A 17,509-nucleotide genomic window follows, 5' to 3' on the forward strand; every position below is an offset into this window, starting at 1 on the left:
CAGAACCCGCAAGTCTAAACCAATCGCGCCCGGGCCGCCCTGTGCGCGGATCAAAGCCCCCTCGCATCACCGGCCAGTTTCATTGCAATGGAGCAACTACTGCGCCCAAGGCCCGCTGGCTGATAGAATGCCCCTTTTTCATGGCAGTTTTCTTGCAGCTTTCTTGCTATTTCGGCGCGTATGCGCCTTAACCTACTTGCATCGTCCGTATCGCCAATGAGCACTTCAGCACCTCGCCAACTCTTCGTCACGACCGCACTCCCCTACGCCAACGGCGCTTTCCACATCGGCCACATCATGGAATACATCCAGGCCGATATCTGGGTCCGGTTCCAGCGAATGCAGGGCAATGAGGTGCATTTCGTGGGCGCAGACGATGCCCACGGCGCGCCCATCATGATCGCCGCCGAAAAGGCCGGCATCACGCCGCAGCAGTTCGTGGCCAACATCGCCGCCGGCCGCAAGCAGTACCTGGATGGCTTCCACATCGCCTTCGACAACTGGAGCTCCACCGACAGCCCGGAAAACCACGAACTGTCGCAGGAGATCTACCGCGCCCTGCGCGACGAAGCCAAGCTGATCTCCACCAAGACCATCGACCAGTTCTACGATCCGGTGAAGAACATGTTCCTGCCGGACCGCTACATCAAGGGCGAATGCCCCAAGTGCGGTACCAAGGACCAGTACGGCGACTCCTGCGAGAACTGCAGCGCGGTCTATTCGCCGACCGACCTGAAGAATCCTTACTCGACCCTCTCGGGCGCAACGCCCGTGATGAAGTCGTCTGAACATTTCTTCTTCAAGCTGTCGGACCCGAAGTGCGTGGCCTTCCTGCGCGAATGGGCGCTGGACAGCAACCGCCTGCAACCGGAAGTGGCCAACAAGGCCAAGGAGTGGCTGGACGGCGAAGGCGGCCTGGGCGACTGGGACATCAGCCGCGATGCGCCCTACTTCGGCATCGAGATTCCGGACGCACCGGGCAAGTACTTCTACGTCTGGCTGGATGCGCCCATCGGCTACCTGGCCTCGCTGAAGAACTACTTCGCCAAGACCGGCCGCGACTTCGACGCCTTCATGGCCGATGACAAGACCGAGCAGTACCACTTCATCGGCAAGGACATCACCTATTTCCATACCTTGTTCTGGCCCGCCATGCTCAAGTTCGCCGGCCGCAAGACGCCCAACAACGTCTTCGCCCACGGCTTCATCACGGTCAGCGGCGAGAAGATGTCCAAGTCGCGCGGCACCGGCATCTCGCCGCTGCGCTACCTGGACATCGGCATGAACCCGGAATGGCTGCGCTACTACATCGCCGCCAAGTTGAACGCCAAGGTCGAAGACGTGGACTTCAACCCGGACGACTTCGTCGCCCGCGTCAATGCCGACCTGATCGGCAAGTACGTCAACATCGCCAGCCGCGCTGCCGGTTTCATCGCCAAGCGCTTCGAGGGCCGCGTGTCCACCCAGTGGGCCACCGCTGACGATGCCTTCCTGGCCAAGCTGCGCGGCGTGGCCGACGAGATCCGCAGCCTCTACGAGCAGCGCGAATACGGCAAGGCCCTGCGCCTGGTGATGGAGCAAGCCGACGCCATCAACGCCTACGTGGACGCCAACAAGCCCTGGGAACTGGCCAAGGACAGCAGCAAGGACGCCCAACTGCACGAAGTCTGCAGCCGCCTGCTGGAAGCCTTCCGCATCCTGACCGTCTACCTCAAGCCGGTGCTGCCGCAACTGGCCGCCCAGGTGGAAGCCTTCCTGCAGGTCCAGCCCTTCCAGTGGAGCGACGTCGCCGTGCCGCTGGCCGATGGCCACGTCATCAATGCCTATTCGCACCTGATGCAGCGGGTCGATCCCAAGATGCTGGATGCCCTGTTTGAAGCGCCGGAAGCGCCTGCTGCCGCACCTGCAGCGGCAGAAAGCGCCATCGAAGAACTGGCACCGGAAATCTCCATCGATGACTTCGCCAAGGTCGACCTGCGCATCGCCAAGATCGTCAATTGCGAAGCCGTGGAAGGCTCCACCAAGCTGCTGCGCCTGACCCTGGATGCCGGCGAAGGCCGTACCCGCAATGTCTTCTCGGGCATCGCCTCGGCCTACAAGCCGGAAGAACTGGTCGGCAAGCTGACCGTGATGGTGGCCAACCTGGCGCCGCGCAAGATGAAGTTCGGTGTCTCCGAGGGCATGGTGCTGGCCGCCTCCGCCAAGGATGAGAAGGCCAATCCGGGCATCTACGTGCTCAACCCCTGGCCGGGCGCCGAGCCGGGCATGCGCGTGCGCTAAAGTATTCGCCGCCGTTTGCCTGTGCAGGAGAAAAGATCGTCATGAACCTGGTGATACGTGAAGCCACCTCGGAAGACGCCAGTCTGATCGCCGAACTGACCCGTCACAGCTGGGCCAACAAGGTTGCGCCCAGTTCCTCGGGCCACCGCGAGGCGACCGACCATGTGCAGGAAGACCTGCAGCATGGCGGCGCCTTCATCCTGCTCAGCGGCGAGACGCCTGCCGGTTCGGTGCGCTGGCTGCCTTTGGACACCGAAAGCGATGTCTGGGAAATCCGCCGCATGGGTATCGCCCCGGCGTTCCGGGGTGAACGCCTGTCCCAGCACCTGATGGAAGCCCTGATCCACCGCGCCCAGTCGGCCGATGTGCGCGAATTGCGGCTGGCAGTACGCACCGATCAAGTGCAGTTGGTGGACCTGTATGCCGCCTTCGGCTTCGAGATCGCGCCGGAACTGGAATACACCCGCGCCAATCCGCAGGAAGCGCCGCCCATCGTGATGCGACGGGTCATGCGGCACTGATCCCCTTTCCCCTGCCCTCTGCCTGAAAAGCGACGCCTGGTGCGTCGCTTTTCTTTTGCACCGCCCCCTGATCACCCGCTGAGAACATTCGTTCATGAAGCCGTAACAATCGCTCGCTACCATCGTGAAAACGTTGTCAGGAGGCCTTGCCCGCCTGGCCTGCCGGGGGGCAGTCCAGTGGCATGCGCCGTTGATTCACATTCACAGGTAAGCACAAGAACAATGGCCCAAGGGGATAGACAGGAAACCGCCTACCTGGCGGTGCGCGTGGCGCGGCTCTACTACTTCCAGAACATGACCACCGCCGCCATCGCCGATGAAATCGGCACCTCGCGCGCGACCGTCTCGCGGCTGCTGTCCTTTGCGCTGGAACGCGGGCTGGTGGAAATCCGCGTACACGATCCTCAGCAGGTCTCCGGCAGCCTGGAAGCCGCCATTGCCAATCACTACCGCCTGCGTTCGATCCAGGTGGTGCCAGTGGCCGCTGCCGCCACCGACAAGGAAACCCTGCAACGTGTCACCTGCCACGCTGCCGCCTACGTCAATTCGCTGGTCACGCCCGGCACCATCATCGGCCTGGCCTGGGGCACCACGGTGGCGCAGATCGCCGACCAGCTGCTGCCGCGCCATGTGCATGACGTCGATGTGGTGGCGCTCAATGGGTCCGGCAGCGGCGCCAGCTTCATCAACAGCTTCAGCGAATCCATCGTCTCGCGTTTCGCCCAGAACTATGGCGCGCGCGCCCATCACCTGCCGGTGCCGGCCTTCTTCGACTATCCCGAAACGCGCACGGCGCTGTGGCGCGAAAAGAGCATCAAGGCCATCCGCGACCTGCAGGAACGCGCCTCCATCCTGCTGTTCTCCATCGGGGCCGAGGCTACCGGCAGCTATATCCATACCGCTGGCTACCTGGGTGAAGAAGAACGCCAAATCCTGCGCGACGAAGGGCTAGTGGGCGACATCGCCACCGTCTTCTTCCGCGCCGACGGCAGTTGGCGCGATGTCGCCTTCAACGCCCGCAACAGCGGCCCCGACATGGATTGCTTCACCCGCGCCACGCATTCGCTGTGCGTGGTCTCCGGCGCCGGCAAGCTGCCGGGCCTGAAAGCCGCACTGCGCGGCGGCTTCATCAACGAACTGATCATCGACGAACCGAGCGCGCGCCTGCTGGTGGAGCAGATCCGCAGCGGCGCGGCGGCGTGATCGCATCATCACGGAGAAACCAGCATGGCAGCCATCTCCTTGCAGGGCGTCTGCAAGCACTGGGGTGAAGCCCAGGCCGTCAGGAACATCGATTTCGAGGTGAAGGCAGGGCAATTCACCGTCTTGCTGGGCCCTTCCGGCTGCGGCAAGTCGACCACCCTGCGCCTCATCGCCGGGCTGGACAGACCCAGTTCGGGCAGCATCCACATCGGCGGACGCGACGTGACGCTGCTGCCGCCGGCGCAGCGCAAGATCTCCATGGTGTTCCAGTCGTACGCGCTGTTCCCGCACCTGAACGTGCGCGACAACATCCTCTTCGGCGTGCGCGTACGCAAGGAGCCGCGTGCGGGTTACGAAGCGCGCTTGAAGCGTGTGGCCGACATTCTCGGCCTGACGCATCTGCTGGAGCGCCGCCCCGCGCAGCTCTCCGGCGGCCAGCAGCAGCGCGTGGCGCTGGGCCGCGCCATCATCGCCGATGCGCCGGTGTGCCTGATGGATGAACCGTTGTCCAACCTCGACGCCCAGTTGCGCCAGGAAATGCGCCGCGAAATCCGCGCCCTGCAGCAGCAATTGAACATGACCATGGTCTACGTCACCCACGACCAGACCGAAGCCATGAGCATGGCCGACCAGGTGATTCTGCTGCGCGAGGGCCGCATCGAACAGGATGCCGCCCCTGCGGATCTGTATGCCCAGCCAGCGACCGCCTTCGCCGCCCGCTTCATCGGCACGCCGCCGATGAACCTGCTGCCGCTGGAGTCCCACGCCGAAGGATTGGCCATCAGCGGCAGCGACGTGGTACTGCGCGACCTCGGCCAGGCGCCATTGCAACTGGGCCTGCGACCGGAACACGTCCGGCTGGCAGAGGCCAGCGATTCGTCGGTCCCCGCCGTGGTCGAGACGGTCGAGTACTTTGGCGCCGACACCATCATCGGCGCCCGCATCGGCGCAGCCTCGCTGCTGGTGCGCGCGCCCGGCCAGCACAGGCTGGCGGCCGGCGACCGGGTGCGCCTGGCCTGGGACACCCGCGACCAATACTTCTTCGACCCCGCCAGCGGCCTGCGCCGGCCCTGATCCACATCACCGCACCACGATTTCCGCAGCAAGCCAACCTTCCACCTCATGGAGATGCATCATGCGTAGAACCTTCCTCAAGTCCCTGGCCGCACTGGCCGCAGCAGCAACTACAGCCGCCTTCGGTACGCCGGTACTGGCCGCCAATCCGGTCGAGATCAGCTTCTATTATCCGGTCGCCGTGGGCGGCGCGGTCACCAAGACCATCGACAGCATGGTGGCCGACTTCGAAAAGGCCAATCCCGACATCAAGGTCAAGGCCATCTATGCCGGCACCTACCAGGAAAGCATCGTCAAGGCGCTGACCGCCTTCAAGGGCGGCACCCCGCCGACCCTGGCCGTGCTGCTTTCCACCGATCTCTTCACCCTGATCGACGAGAACGCCATCGTCCCTATCGACAGCCTGGCCAGCAGCGCTGAGGACAAGAAGTGGATCGCCGGCTTCTACAAGGGCTTCATGGAAAACAGCCAGACCGAAGGCAAGACCTGGGGCATTCCCTTCCAGCGTTCAACCATCGTGATGTACTACAACAAGGCCCTGTTCAAGGAAGCCGGCCTGAACCCCGACAAGGCCCCCGCCAACTGGAACGAGATGGTGGAAGCCGCCAAGAAGCTGACCAAGCGCGACGCCGCCGGCAACGTCAGCCAGTGGGGGGTGAAGATTCCTTCCACCGGCTTCGGCTACTGGATGTTCCAGGCCATGACCGCTTCCAATGACACGATCCTCATGAACAGCGCCGGCACCAAGACCTACTTCGACAAGCCCGGCGCGGTGCAGGCCCTGCAACACTGGGTCGACCTGACCACCAAGGACAAGGTCATGCCGGCCGGCTCCATCGAATGGGGCACCACCCCCAAGGACTTCCTGGAGCAGAAGGCCGCCATGGTCTGGACCACCACCGGCAACCTGACCAACATCCGTACCAACGCCAGCTTCCCCTTCGGCGTAGCCATGCTGCCGGGCATCAAGCATCCGGGCAGCCCCACCGGTGGCGGCAACTTCTACGTCTTCAACAAGACCTCGCCGGCCGAGCAGCAGGCCGCCATGAAGTTCATCCGCTTCGCCACCGAACCTGCGCGCGCGGCGCAGTGGTCCATTGCCACCGGCTATGTGGCCCCGCGCCAGGATGCCTGGGATACCCCGGAAATGAAGAAATACCTGCAAGAGGTGCCGGCTGCCGACGTGGCGCGCGAGCAGATGAAATACGGCGTGGCCGAACTCTCGACCCACGAGAACCAGCGCGTGACCAAGGCCCTGAACGATAACCTGCAGGCCGCCCTCTCCGGCACCAAGACGCCGGAAGCCGCCCTGAAGGACGCCCAGCGCGAAGCCGAGCGCATCCTGCGCGCCTACGGTCGCTAAGCCCTGCACGTTGCACAAGGCCTGCCGATGAAACGCCTGCCCTCCTCCGTGCTGCCGTGGCTGCTGCTGTCGCCGGCCATGGTGCTGCTGATCGCCTTCACGCACTACCCGGCGCTGGCGACGCTCTGGCACAGCTTCTTTTCCACGCCCAAGGGAGCCCGTCCTGCGGTCTTCGTCGGTCTGGAAAACTACCGCCTCATGGTGGACGATCCGGTCTTCTGGCAGGCCCTGTGCAACAACCTCTGGTTTGCCCTCGGCACCATCCCGCTGGCCATTGCGCTGGCCATCCTGATGGCGCTGTGGGTCAATGAGAAACTGGCCGGGCGCGGCGTGCTGCGCCTGGCTTATTTCACCCCGACCGTGCTGCCGATGATCGCAGTGGCCAATATCTGGCTGTTCTTCTATACGCCGCAATATGGCCTGCTGGAGCAGATCACCGGCGCGCTTGGCCTGCCCTCGCACAACTGGCTGGGCAATCCGCAGACCGTACTGGGTGCGCTGATGGTGGTGGCGGTGTGGAAGGAGGCGGGTTTCTTCATGATCTTCTACCTGGCCGCGCTGCAGCAAATCTCGCCCGTGCTGGCCGAAGCTGCCGCGCTGGAGGGTGCGTCGCGCTGGCAATATTTCTGGCGCGTGCAGTTTCCCTTGCTCATGCCCACCACGCTGTTCGTGCTCATCAATGCCCTGATCAACGCCTTCCGCCTGGTCGATCACATCGTGGTGATGACCAAGGGTGGGCCGGACAATGCCAGTTCCCTGCTGCTCTATTACATCTATGAAGTGGGCTTCGCGTTCTGGGATTCTTCCTATGCGGCAGCCCTGACGGTAGTGCTGCTGGCCCTGCTGGGATTGATTGCGCTGGTGAAGTTTCGTGTACTTGATCGTAGGACCCACTACCAATGATCGCGCCCACCTCGCCTTTCGCCGAACGCCATCGCATGCTGGAGACCGTCTCTGCCTGGGTGCTGGCGCTGCTGTGGCTGCTGCCGCTGCTGTACGCCCTGTGGACCGCATTCCATCCGGCCGCCTTCGCCACCCGCTTCACGCTGGACGCCCCGCCGACGCTGCAGAACTTCGTCAACGCCTGGCAGGCCGCACCGTTTCCGCGCTATTTCCTCAATACGTTTTTACTGGTAACGATGATCCTGGCCGCGCAACTGGTGCTGGCCACGCTGGCCGCCTATGCCTTTGCCCGCTTCACCTTCCGGGGCAGCAATGTGATGTTCATGCTGGTGCTGCTGCAATTGATGGTGATGCCCGACATCCTGATCGTGGAGAACTACCAGACCATGAACCTGCTGGGCCTGCGCGATACCATCCTCTCGATTGGCCTGCCCTACTTCGCCTCGGCCTTCGGCATCTTCCTGCTGCGCCAGACCTTCAAGACGGTACCACGCGAGCTGGACGAAGCCGCAACCGTGGAAGGGGCCTCGGCCTGGCAGATCCTGATGCAGGTCTACGTGCCGCTGGCCAGGCCGATCTATATCGCCTTCGGGCTGGTCTCGGTAAGCACGCACTGGAACAACTTCCTATGGCCGCTGATCGTGACCAATTCGGTGGAATCGCGTCCGCTGACGGTGGGGCTGCAGGTGTTTTCCTCCACCGATCAGGGGGTGGACTGGTCCATCATCACGGCGGCTACGCTGATGACTTCGGCGCCTTTGCTGCTGGCGTTCCTGCTGTTCCAGCGGCAGTTTGTGCAGTCGTTCATGCGGGCGGGGATACGCTGATCATCAGACCAGGCGCGGCCCTGCCTCATGGGCTTGCCGCGGGCTTCTTGAACATGTCCAGCTCACCTGACTTCTTCTGCTGCGAACGCCAGGCGTCATATTGGCTATTCACTGTATTGGTACAGTCACGATAGTCGGAATAGCCGATCTTGTTGTCGCAGCGATCCCGCGCGCTGCTTTGCGCAATCCCCGAAAACCCTGCGGCGGAATCGCGGAAATTGAAATCCGGCACTGCACAGCCGCTGATCAGGAAACTGAGCAAAACCGACCAGCTGAGATGAGATAAAACTGCACGATGTGGTGATGACATATCCGCTCCTTGGTGGTCAGCGCGAACCTTAGGCTTCATTAAGCCCGAGGTGGCCTGAAGAGCCAAAGCATTGGCCAATTTCCAAATAACTACGAGGAAAACCCAGGCACTTACATAGCGTCTAGTGTCCAGAAATCTCAGAAATAGAGGTCCGCACCACCTGCTTGGTATTCATGTCGAAATGCACGTTGAAGAGCCGGTCCTCGTGCACGTAATGGTATTTCCAGTCCCACACTTCCTCGTTCTTGCGGCCAAACTGCACCACACTGCGCGGACGGCCGAACTGGCGGCGAATTTGCTCGGCGGTCATGCCGGGGCGGATGGTGTCGAAATGTTCCTGGGTCAGCACCTGCTGGTAGTCGATCAGGGTGCCGGAAGCGCCGATGCTGAACATCCAGGTGCGGATGCCCTGCGGGCCCTTGGGGTATTCCAGCGTGCGCGCGCCCTGGCCGTCGTCCCAGACGGTGTCGGGCTGGCCCATCACGTTACGCACGTCGGCTTCGCTGGAAACGCCTTTTTGCAACTTGTCCAAACCGAACTCCTCGATGGGATTGCCATTGCGGTCGCAGCCAAACATTGCCAGAGCAATAAGAAAAGCGCCGAATTTGCCGGCGTGGCGGTGCAGTCGGGTGAAGAAAGGATCAGTCATGGAGCCTGTAGGTAATTGATTATCCCTGATGAAGACAAGGTAAAATACGCCCTCTGTGTAACATTTGGCCTGAAATTATCATGCTCTTCGGAAAAAAAACCACCTACGTATCTGAAATCACCCAGTTCATCGATGAACTGAAGACGAAGAACCCGAAGCTGGAAGAATCTCAGCGCGCCGGTCGCGCCCTGCTGTGGGACAAGGAACCGCTGGACCTGGACAAGACCGCCCGTGACAAGGCCTCGCGCGTGGCGCAACAGCCCTACGTCTACCAGAGCCACTAAGCGTTCCGCATGACGGCCCAAGCAGGTGGCGCCGATCTGGCCGGCCAGCCCGGCGCGGAACCCAGCGCCGACGCCATCGACATCACCCCCGCCGGACAACAGGACAGCACGCCCGACGTGATCGACGGCGTGGCATTGGCGCGCCTGTACGGGGAGCCGCTGTTCCAGCTGCCCAATGACCTCTACATCCCGCCGGATGCGCTGGAAGTCTTCCTGGAAGCCTTCCAGGGGCCGCTGGACCTGCTGCTCTACCTGATCCGCAAGCAGAACTTCAACATCCTCGACATCCCGCTGGCGCAGGTCACCGCCCAGTACCTGGAATACGTCGAGCAGATCCGCAAGCAGAACCTGGAACTGGCCGCCGAATACCTGCTGATGGCGGCCATGCTCATCGAGATCAAGTCGCGCATGCTGCTGCCGGCCAAGAAGGCGGAAAGCGGCGAAGAACCCGAAGACCCGCGCGCCGAGCTGGTGCGCCGGCTGCTGGAGTACGAACAGATCAAGCTGGCCGCCCAGGAACTGGACCAGTTGCCGCAGGTCGGGCGCGACTACGTGCGCACCCAGGTCCATATCGAGCAGACCGTGGTCACCCGCTGGCCCGAGGTCAACATGGATGACCTCAAAGCGGTCTGGGCCGACATCCTCCGGCGCGCCAAGCTGACCCAGCACCACCATATCAGCCGCGAAGAGCTCTCGGTGCGCGAGCACATGACGGGCATCCTGCGACGGCTGCAGTCGGCGCGTTTCGTGGAGTTCTCCGACCTCTTCGATCCCTCGCGGGGAGTGCCGGTGGTGGTGGTCAACTTCATCGCCCTGCTTGAACTGGCCAAGGAAACGCTCATCGAGATCACCCAGGCCGAAGCCTTCGCCCCCATCTATGTCAGACTGTCGTACTCGCCCAGCTGAACCGGCGCAGCCTAGCGACAACCGGGGCCGCGCCGCGCATGCATGAGAACAACGCCGGCCAGCCCGCAACCAGAGAATCCGCATGAAAATCATTTCCTCGATCGAAGAACTTCGCGACCATCTGCGCGGCCAGTTGCGCACCGCCTTCGTGGCGACCATGGGCAACCTGCACGAAGGCCACCTCTCGCTGATGCGCCTGGCGCGCACCCACGGCGATCCGGTGGTGGCATCGATCTTCGTGAACCGCCTGCAATTCGGCCCCAACGAGGACTTCGACAAATATCCGCGCACCTTCCAGGCCGACGTCGAGAAGCTGGAGAAGGAAGGCGTCTACGTGCTCTTCGCCCCGACCGAAAAGGACATGTACCCGGAACCGCAGGAATACCGCGTGCAGCCGCCCAATGACCTGGGCAACATCCTCGAAGGTGAATTCCGTCCCGGTTTCTTCACCGGCGTCTCCACCGTGGTGATGAAGCTGTTCTCTTGCGTGCAGCCGCGCGTGGCGGTGTTCGGCAAGAAGGATTACCAGCAGTTGATGATCGTGCGTAACATGGCGCGCCAGTTCGCCTTGCCGACCGAAATCGTCGGCGCCGAGACCTATCGCGCCGAAGACGGCCTGGCGCTGTCCTCGCGCAATGGCTACCTGTCCGCTGAAGAACGCGCCGAAGCGCCGCTGCTCTACCAGGTGCTCAATGATGTCGCCAATGAAGTACGCGGCGGCCAGCACAAGGTCGCGCAGGTCGAGCAACTGGCCATGGACCGTTTGGCTGGACGTGGCTGGAAGCCGGACTACGTGGCCGTGCGCAAGCGCATCGACCTGCAGCCGCCTTCGGCCGCCGACATGGAACAAGGCGCGCCGCTGGTGGTGCTGTCGGCCGCCAAGCTGGGGGCGACTCGCCTGATCGATAACCTCGAGATCTGATGCGTGTAGTAGTGCTGCAAAAAATACTTTAAAAGTCTTCAAACGACTTTAAAGGACTTCAAAGCACTTCAAAGTACTTCAAAGCAGCTCCTGAGAACGACACCATCTCTCCTCGTGGGTAAGATGGTGCTCGTCGGCACGCAGCCGCGCCTCAGAAGCGATACTTCAGTGTTGCACTCCACAGATTGACGGCGATATTGGATCTGCCCCCCAGGTTCTCCAATCGCGTATAGCCACCACCGATGCTGACGCTCCTGGCCAGATCGTATTCGTAGCCCACGCCCAGCAGATAACCGGTACCCGAGGCGCTGACCTGGACGGTATCGATGGAAATATTGTTCAGATCACGAGTCTCCGACCTGGCGGTTTCTTTCACAGTGGACTGAATGAATCCCCCCTTCACATAAACACCGGGCAAGCCCTCGGAAAAACGGTAAGCCGCTGTGAGATCAAAGCCGCTAACATTTGCCTTGGCATGTTCGCGGGTGTGCGCGTCGGCATAGTCGAGGGTGGTATCACCTATCCGAAAGTAAGCTGCTTCCAGCGAAAAGTTGGGACTCAGCTGATAACCGCCCCCTAGCCGCAACATGCCGGCGTCGTTCTTTTCGGTCACATTCCTAGAGCGTACGACATCGATATCGTACCTAGCCGCACCGCCTTCCAGGCCAACATAGAATCCTCTCTCCGCCTTCACTGCCTGCGCCGATGCAGCAGTTGAGGCAAGCAGCATCGCTCCTGCCACGCATAGATAGCTTTTCTTCATGAACGTCCTCCGAAATTGATTTGACGAAACACCACCCGCCGCGCCCAATGCGACGGACGGGCAAGCTTCTACCGGCGAACATCCCGGATCGAAAGCCGCAGGGATAGTAAAGTTGGAGCTGGCGTGCCAGCGGCAGCAAGACCAAGTTCGGTCGCGTAATTCCCTGATTTACTAGAGTGGAATCGAAGCGTTACTAACTTCTGTATTTTTTATGTACTTACCGCGCTTCACCCGTATCTTCAGCTCGAACTTGCGCGGCTGAGGTTGCAGCCGCCGGGCCCGCAAAACCAGGTCGGAGATCAACAACAGCGAAACGCTGCGTCTCGCAGAACACAGATGCGTTACGCCGACTTTGTCCCAGCAGCAAAATCACAGTTACTGACATGCAGCATCGGCGCCACAGGCAGGACTGCAATCGATGATGTAAATCAGCACAAGTCGGGCATGCGTATTGCTTTAGAGAAAAAGAGCGTTAGAATCCGGTCTTATATAGACGACATATAGAAATATTTCGAATAATGCTTCGCATTGCAGCCAGTCCGTTTTTGGCAATGTGAAGAAAAAATGGAACAAATGGGGGATTTCACTCGCTGTTTAGCCGATGAGATGGGAAGGGGAAGTCCTATACTCGGCGCCATGGCATCGTCGACCCGTGGACTGTCCTGTCCATCGGCCTCACCTGTCATCCCTGAATCGTTGTCGTGCTCTGCGGGCCTTCAGAGTCTGCGTCTGCCTGCCGATATGGCAAGCAACGCACTTGTGCGCCTTCCGTAACGACTCGTTTTTGATCCGCCTGAACGGGCAACTTTGCATAGATGTGCACATAAAAGCGCACTAAATTTGTTGGGAGAATCAGTAATCATGAGCGACGACGTTGATCTGGAAGCACTGTTTGACGAAATTTCCGCGCAGACACTGCCGGCCATGACCGCCACCGGCGAAGAAGCTGGCGCCCCTGCAACCGAGGGCGCGGCCGAGGCGGCGCCCGAAGACCAGAGCGACAAGCCCATGTATGCGCGCCTGGGCGGCATCGTCCGGCTGCTGCACGACTCCATGCGCGAGCTGGGCTATGACCGCTCGCTCAATGACGTGGCCTCCCAGATCGGCGATGCCCAGAGCCGTCTTGAGCACATCGCCACGCTCACCGAGCAGGCCGCCAACAAGGTGCTCAACGCCCTGGACTCGGGCATGCCCGCCCAGGACCGCCTGCAGGAACAGGCCAAGGACATCAATGACCGCTGGAGCCGCCTGTATGCGGGCCAGATGAGCATCGACGAATTCAAGCAACTGGCCGGCGATTCGCAGAAGTTTTCGGCCGCCGTGGTCGAATCGACCGAAGCCGAAAAAGCCCGCATGCTGGAAATCATGATGGCTCAGGATTTCCAGGACATCACTGGCCAGCTGATCAAGAAGATCGTGGGCATCACCACCACCGCCGAGCGCGAACTGGCGCAGTTGCTGCGCGACAATGCACCGCCCGAGGTGCGCGCGCAGATCGAAGCCGAAAAGCCGGTCACCCTGCTCAATGGTCCTGCCGCGCCTGGCACCGCCATGGGCCAGACCGATGTGGATGACTTACTCGATAGCCTGGGGTTCTAATGGATGACGAAATGCTCAAGGATTTTGTCGTTGAAGCGTTGGAGCTCGCCACCAACGTGGAAGAGCATCTGCTGACGCTGGAACGACATCCTGATGATCTTGAAATCCTCAATGCGGTCTTCCGCGCATTCCACACCATCAAGGGCGGCGCCGGGTTCGTGAACCTGCCGGCCATGGTGTCGGCCTGCCACCTGACCGAAAACCTGTTCGACGCCCTGCGCACCGGCAAAGCACCGGTCACTCCGCTGGCGATCGAAGCGGCGCTGCAAGCCAGCGGCTTCGTGGCCGACCAGTTGAATGAATTGTCCAATGGCGCGGCCCCCGACAGCCTGGCGTCGATGCCGGGCGAGCTCAAGGACATCCTCACGCAAGCCATCGAAGGCAAGAGCGAGGCAGCGGCTGCGCCTGCTGCCGCGCCCGCGCCCGCGGCCAGCACTGCCCCTGTTGCCAGCGCCGCGCCTGCGGCGGCTGCCGTGGATGGCAGCGCCAACGTGATGCAAAATGGCGAGCTGAACTGGCCTGCGCTGTACCAGGCGCTGGTGCCAGGCGCCGCCGCAGCAGCGCCGGTTGCCAGCGCCGCGGCCGAAGCCGCGCCCGTGGCTGCCGCATCTGCCCCTGCGGCGGCTGTCGCGGCCGCTGCACCGGCTGCCGACGGCGATACCAAGGCGGCAGCACCGGCCCAGCACAACCGCCGCGCCACCGATTCGTCTGGCAGCGCCAAGGAAGAAAGCATCCGTATCGATGCCGGCAAGCTCGACGCCCTGCTGGAAGTGGCCGGCGAATCGGTGCAGGCCGCCAACCAGGCCGCCGTGCTGCTGGAAAAGCTGCAACAGTTCAAGTTCGAAGGCACCGCTGCGGCGCTGATGTCGACCCTGGCCGAGACCCTGGGACGCGCCTCGCGCTATTCCAGCGAGCTGCAACGCGCCACGCTGTCCACGCGCATGCAGCCGGTCGGCCGCCTGTTCCAGAAATTCCCCCGACTGGTGCGCGAACTGGCCAAGGACCTGGGCAAGGACGTCGATCTGGTCATCACCGGCGCCGAAACCGAAGTGGACCGCGTGGTGGTGGACAGCCTCTACGACCCGCTGGTGCACATGCTGCGCAACTCGCTGGACCACGGCATCGAAGTGGACCGTGTCGCCGCGGGCAAGCCGACCAAGGCCACCATCTCGCTCAACGCCTGGCAGGCTGGTAGCAGTGTCATGATCGAAGTCTTCGACGACGGCAAGGGCATGGACCCGGACATGCTGCGCAGCAAGGCGCTGGCCAAGGGTCTGATCAACGAACACCAGGCGCTGACCGCCGACGAGGCACTGCAGCTGGTGTTCCTGCCTGGCTTCTCGACCAAGGAAGTGGCCTCCAGCGTTTCCGGACGCGGCGTGGGCATGGACGTGGTCAAGACCGCAGTGGAAAAGCATCGCGGCACCATCCGCATCGAATCCACCATTGGCAAGGGCACCAAGTTCTCGATCCGCCTGCCCATTGAACTGTCGATCATCCCGACCATGCTGGTGCGTTGCGCCGGCGCGCCGCTGGCCCTGCCGATGGCGGTGGTCGAACGCGTGGTCGAGCTGCCGGAAAACTTCGACGAAGTGGGTGGTGCGCCGGTGCTGCGCGACCAGGGCCGCCCGCTGCCGGTCAATTCGCTGGCCGGCGTGCTGGGTTACGAGCCGGGCAATGAGCGCGTAGGCATCGTCATGGCGGTCCCCCACCCCTACATTCTGGGCGTGGAATCGGTGGAAGGCACGGCCGATCTGGTGATCAAACCGCTGACCGCCATCCATACCGCCGGCATCACCGGTACGGCCCGTTCGGCCGAGGGTGAGCTGGTGCTGGTGGTGGGCTTGTCCTTCCTGCTCGATGGCTGTCGCGACATGGAGCGTACGGCAGTGGCCTAAGCTGCAAGCGGTATTGGCAAGAAAGCAAAACGGCCGGATCTTCCACGATCCGGCCGTTTTGCTTCTACTCAGCCCATGCGCTTGTCAGAGCTCGTACATGTCCTTCTCGCCCTCCATCACCTGGGCGATCAGCTTGCGGTTGAGCGTGGGCGCCAGCAATTCGATGAAGGTATAGACATATCCACGCAGATAAGCCCCTTGCTTGAGGGCAACGCGCGACACATTCGTGCCGAACAGATGGCCGGCCGGAATGGCCCGCAGCCCGCGATCACGCTCGGCATCGAAGGCGATGCCGGCGATGATGCCCACCCCCATGCCCAGCTCCACATAGGTCTTGATGACGTCGGCGTCGATGGCTTCCAGCACCACATCCGGCTTGAGCTGGCGCAAGGAGAAGGCGTGGTCGATCTTGCTGCGGCCGCTGAAGGCGGAGTCATAGGTGATCAGCGGATTGGTGGCGATCTCTTCCAGGGTGAGGCTCTTGGACTGCAGCAAGGGATGATCCGGCGGCACCACCACCACATGCTCCCATTGATAGCAGGGTAGCGAGACCAGCCCTTCGCCCGAAGCCAGCGCCTCGGTGGCGATGGCGATGTCGGCCTGGTCGTTGCGCACCATCTCGGTGATCTGCTTGGGATTGCCTTGCAGCAAGGATAGATGCACCTTGGGGTATTTCTGGGTGAAGGCCTGTACTACCTTGGGCAGCGCATAGCGCGCCTGGGTGTGGGTGGTCGCGATGGTGAAACTGCCGCTGTCGTGGGCGGCGAATTCCTTGCCGATGCGTTTGAGGCCATCCACCTCCTGCATGATCAGCTCGACCGAGCGCAGCACCGCCCGCCCCGGCTCGGTCAGGCCGCGGATGCGCTTGCCGTGACGGGTGAAGATGTCCACGCCCAGCTCTTCCTCCAGCTCGATGATGGCCTTGGACACGCCTGGCTGCGAGGTATAGAGGGCCTTGGCGGCCTCGGTGAGGTTGAAGTTCTGCCGTACCGCTTCGCGCACGAAACGGAATTGATGAAGATTCATATGGGAATTCCTTCGCTTCTACCTAGTCAGCAGGGCAGCGCACCGCGCCAGCCTTGCCTGCTTCTTATTTGCTTCATTGGCCGCATTTCCATATGCCAAAGGCGTATATAAGCAAATAAATACTATGTAGTTTGGTTTGAAGCATAAGTTTATTACGATTCGCAGACTAATGGGCGAGGTGTTATGACTGTTTCTTATGTAGTAAGCGGATTTGCTGTAGGACTGCTGGTCGGACTGACCGGGGTCGGTGGCGGCTCGCTCATGACACCACTGTTGACCTTGCTGTTCGGCATCCACCCCTCCGTGGCCGTTGGTACCGACCTGGCCTTTGCCTCGGCCACCAAGACCGCCGGCACCCTGGCCCATCGCTTCAAGGGCACGGTGCGCTGGGATGTGGTGCGCCGCCTCTCCTACGGCGCCCTGCCTGCCGCCCTGATCACGACCCTGCTGCTCAAGCACTTCGGCGCGGTCAGCGACGGCATCGCCCTGACCATCCGCTATTCGATTGCCATCTCGGTGTTCCTGACCGTGATCGCCCTGCTGTTCCGCTCGCGCATGCAGGCCTGGCTCAATGCCCATCCGCAGCGCCAGCTGCAAGGCGCGACGCTGGCCAACGCCACCATTGCCGCGGGCGCCCTGCTGGGGACGCTGGTCACCATTTCCTCCATCGGCGCAGGCGCGGTGGGCGCGACCTTGCTGGTCTTGCTGTATCCTCGCCTGTCTCCGGCCGAGATCGCTGGCACCGACATCGCCTACGCCGTCCCGCTGACCGCCATTGCGGCCCTGGGTCACTGGTGGCTGGGTTCGATCAACTGGGAATTGCTGGTCACCCTGCTGCTGGGGTCGGTGCCGGGCATCACCATCGGCTCACTCGCAGCGCGAGCGGTGCCGGAGAAATTCTTGCGCGGCCTGCTGGCCATTACGCTGACGAGCGTTGCAGTCAAGCTGATTTGGTAGGCTTATTTTCAATCGGGCGCACCC

General features: G+C 62.0%; 17 protein-coding genes. 13 read left to right on the forward strand and 4 right to left on the reverse strand.

Going from position 1 to position 17,509, the window contains the following annotated elements:
* The first annotated feature begins 216 nt into the window (after positions 1 to 216).
* The 7 genes from metG (at position 217) to BGK68_RS22670 (ending at position 8,171) form a co-directional block, all read left to right on the forward strand.
* The gene (gene metG, locus BGK68_RS22640; RefSeq protein WP_075258915.1) at positions 217 to 2,280 is read left to right on the forward strand and encodes a methionine--tRNA ligase; all 2,064 of its coding nucleotides are present in this window, start codon (positions 217 to 219) and stop codon (positions 2,278 to 2,280) included.
* 41 nt (positions 2,281 to 2,321) lie between these two features.
* Positions 2,322 to 2,801 carry a GNAT family N-acetyltransferase gene (locus tag BGK68_RS22645; RefSeq protein WP_075258916.1) on the forward strand — a complete coding sequence of 160 codons (480 nt, stop codon included), beginning with the start codon at positions 2,322 to 2,324 and terminating at the stop codon, positions 2,799 to 2,801.
* A 222-nt stretch (positions 2,802 to 3,023) separates the two neighbouring features.
* Positions 3,024 to 4,004: a sugar-binding transcriptional regulator gene (locus BGK68_RS22650; protein WP_075258917.1), complete on the forward strand. Its 981-nt coding sequence runs from the start codon at positions 3,024 to 3,026 to the stop codon at positions 4,002 to 4,004.
* A gap of 24 nt (positions 4,005 to 4,028) precedes the next feature.
* Complete coding sequence (locus BGK68_RS22655; protein WP_075258918.1) at positions 4,029 to 5,078, forward strand: ABC transporter ATP-binding protein; 1,050 nt, start codon at positions 4,029 to 4,031, stop codon at positions 5,076 to 5,078.
* A gap of 61 nt (positions 5,079 to 5,139) precedes the next feature.
* Positions 5,140 to 6,441: an ABC transporter substrate-binding protein gene (locus BGK68_RS22660; RefSeq protein WP_075258919.1), complete on the forward strand. Its 1,302-nt coding sequence runs from the start codon at positions 5,140 to 5,142 to the stop codon at positions 6,439 to 6,441.
* Positions 6,442 to 6,468: 27 nt separating this feature from the next.
* Positions 6,469 to 7,344, forward strand: a complete 876-nt coding sequence (locus BGK68_RS22665) for a carbohydrate ABC transporter permease (protein ID WP_075258920.1) — start codon at positions 6,469 to 6,471, stop codon at positions 7,342 to 7,344.
* On the forward strand, positions 7,341 to 8,171 hold the full coding sequence (locus BGK68_RS22670) for a carbohydrate ABC transporter permease (protein ID WP_075258921.1): 831 nt from the start codon (positions 7,341 to 7,343) through the stop codon (positions 8,169 to 8,171). Before BGK68_RS22665 ends, BGK68_RS22670 begins: the two co-directional genes overlap by 4 nt.
* 25 nt (positions 8,172 to 8,196) lie before the next feature.
* Here the strand turns inward: BGK68_RS22670 and BGK68_RS22675 are convergent, their stop codons facing one another.
* Complete coding sequence (locus tag BGK68_RS22675; protein ID WP_075259957.1) at positions 8,197 to 8,481, reverse strand: hypothetical protein; 285 nt, start codon at positions 8,479 to 8,481, stop codon at positions 8,197 to 8,199.
* 121 nt (positions 8,482 to 8,602) lie between these two features.
* Complete coding sequence (gene bamE / locus BGK68_RS22680; RefSeq protein ID WP_075258922.1) at positions 8,603 to 9,130, reverse strand: outer membrane protein assembly factor BamE domain-containing protein; 528 nt, start codon at positions 9,128 to 9,130, stop codon at positions 8,603 to 8,605.
* Positions 9,131 to 9,210: 80 nt separating this feature from the next.
* On the opposite strand from bamE, the gene BGK68_RS22685 reads away from it, so the two are divergent.
* From BGK68_RS22685 to panC, 3 genes are all read left to right on the forward strand, one after another.
* Positions 9,211 to 9,414, forward strand: coding sequence for a DUF3460 family protein (locus BGK68_RS22685; protein ID WP_008330239.1), 204 nt, complete (start codon positions 9,211 to 9,213; stop codon positions 9,412 to 9,414).
* Positions 9,415 to 9,423: 9 nt separating this feature from the next.
* Complete coding sequence (locus BGK68_RS22690) at positions 9,424 to 10,320, forward strand: segregation and condensation protein A (protein ID WP_075258923.1); 897 nt, start codon at positions 9,424 to 9,426, stop codon at positions 10,318 to 10,320.
* 82 nt (positions 10,321 to 10,402) lie between these two features.
* A complete protein-coding gene (gene panC / locus BGK68_RS22695; protein ID WP_075258924.1) occupies positions 10,403 to 11,242 on the forward strand; it encodes a pantoate--beta-alanine ligase in 840 nt (279 codons plus the stop codon).
* A gap of 151 nt (positions 11,243 to 11,393) precedes the next feature.
* On the opposite strand, the gene BGK68_RS22700 is transcribed toward panC, so the two are convergent.
* Entirely contained in the window at positions 11,394 to 12,005 is a 612-nt protein-coding gene (locus BGK68_RS22700; RefSeq protein ID WP_075258925.1) for a porin family protein, read from the reverse strand.
* 861 nt (positions 12,006 to 12,866) lie between these two features.
* On the opposite strand from BGK68_RS22700, the gene BGK68_RS22705 reads away from it, so the two are divergent.
* Both BGK68_RS22705 and BGK68_RS22710 read left to right on the forward strand, forming a co-directional pair.
* Positions 12,867 to 13,604, forward strand: coding sequence for a protein phosphatase CheZ (locus BGK68_RS22705; RefSeq protein ID WP_075258926.1), 738 nt, complete (start codon positions 12,867 to 12,869; stop codon positions 13,602 to 13,604).
* Positions 13,604 to 15,502 carry a chemotaxis protein CheA gene (locus BGK68_RS22710; protein WP_075258927.1) on the forward strand — a complete coding sequence of 633 codons (1,899 nt, stop codon included), beginning with the start codon at positions 13,604 to 13,606 and terminating at the stop codon, positions 15,500 to 15,502. Before BGK68_RS22705 ends, BGK68_RS22710 begins: the two co-directional genes overlap by 1 nt.
* 84 nt (positions 15,503 to 15,586) lie before the next feature.
* On the opposite strand, the gene BGK68_RS22715 is transcribed toward BGK68_RS22710, so the two are convergent.
* Positions 15,587 to 16,528 carry a CysB family HTH-type transcriptional regulator gene (locus BGK68_RS22715; protein WP_075258928.1) on the reverse strand — a complete coding sequence of 314 codons (942 nt, stop codon included), beginning with the start codon at positions 16,526 to 16,528 and terminating at the stop codon, positions 15,587 to 15,589.
* Positions 16,529 to 16,711: 183 nt separating this feature from the next.
* On the opposite strand from BGK68_RS22715, the gene BGK68_RS22720 reads away from it, so the two are divergent.
* The gene (locus BGK68_RS22720; protein ID WP_075258929.1) at positions 16,712 to 17,485 is read left to right on the forward strand and encodes a sulfite exporter TauE/SafE family protein; all 774 of its coding nucleotides are present in this window, start codon (positions 16,712 to 16,714) and stop codon (positions 17,483 to 17,485) included.
* The last annotated feature ends 24 nt before the right edge of the window (positions 17,486 to 17,509 follow it).

This window comes from Herbaspirillum camelliae (assembly GCF_001929405.1).
GTDB classification, from domain to species: domain Bacteria; phylum Pseudomonadota; class Gammaproteobacteria; order Burkholderiales; family Burkholderiaceae_D; genus Herbaspirillum; species Herbaspirillum seropedicae.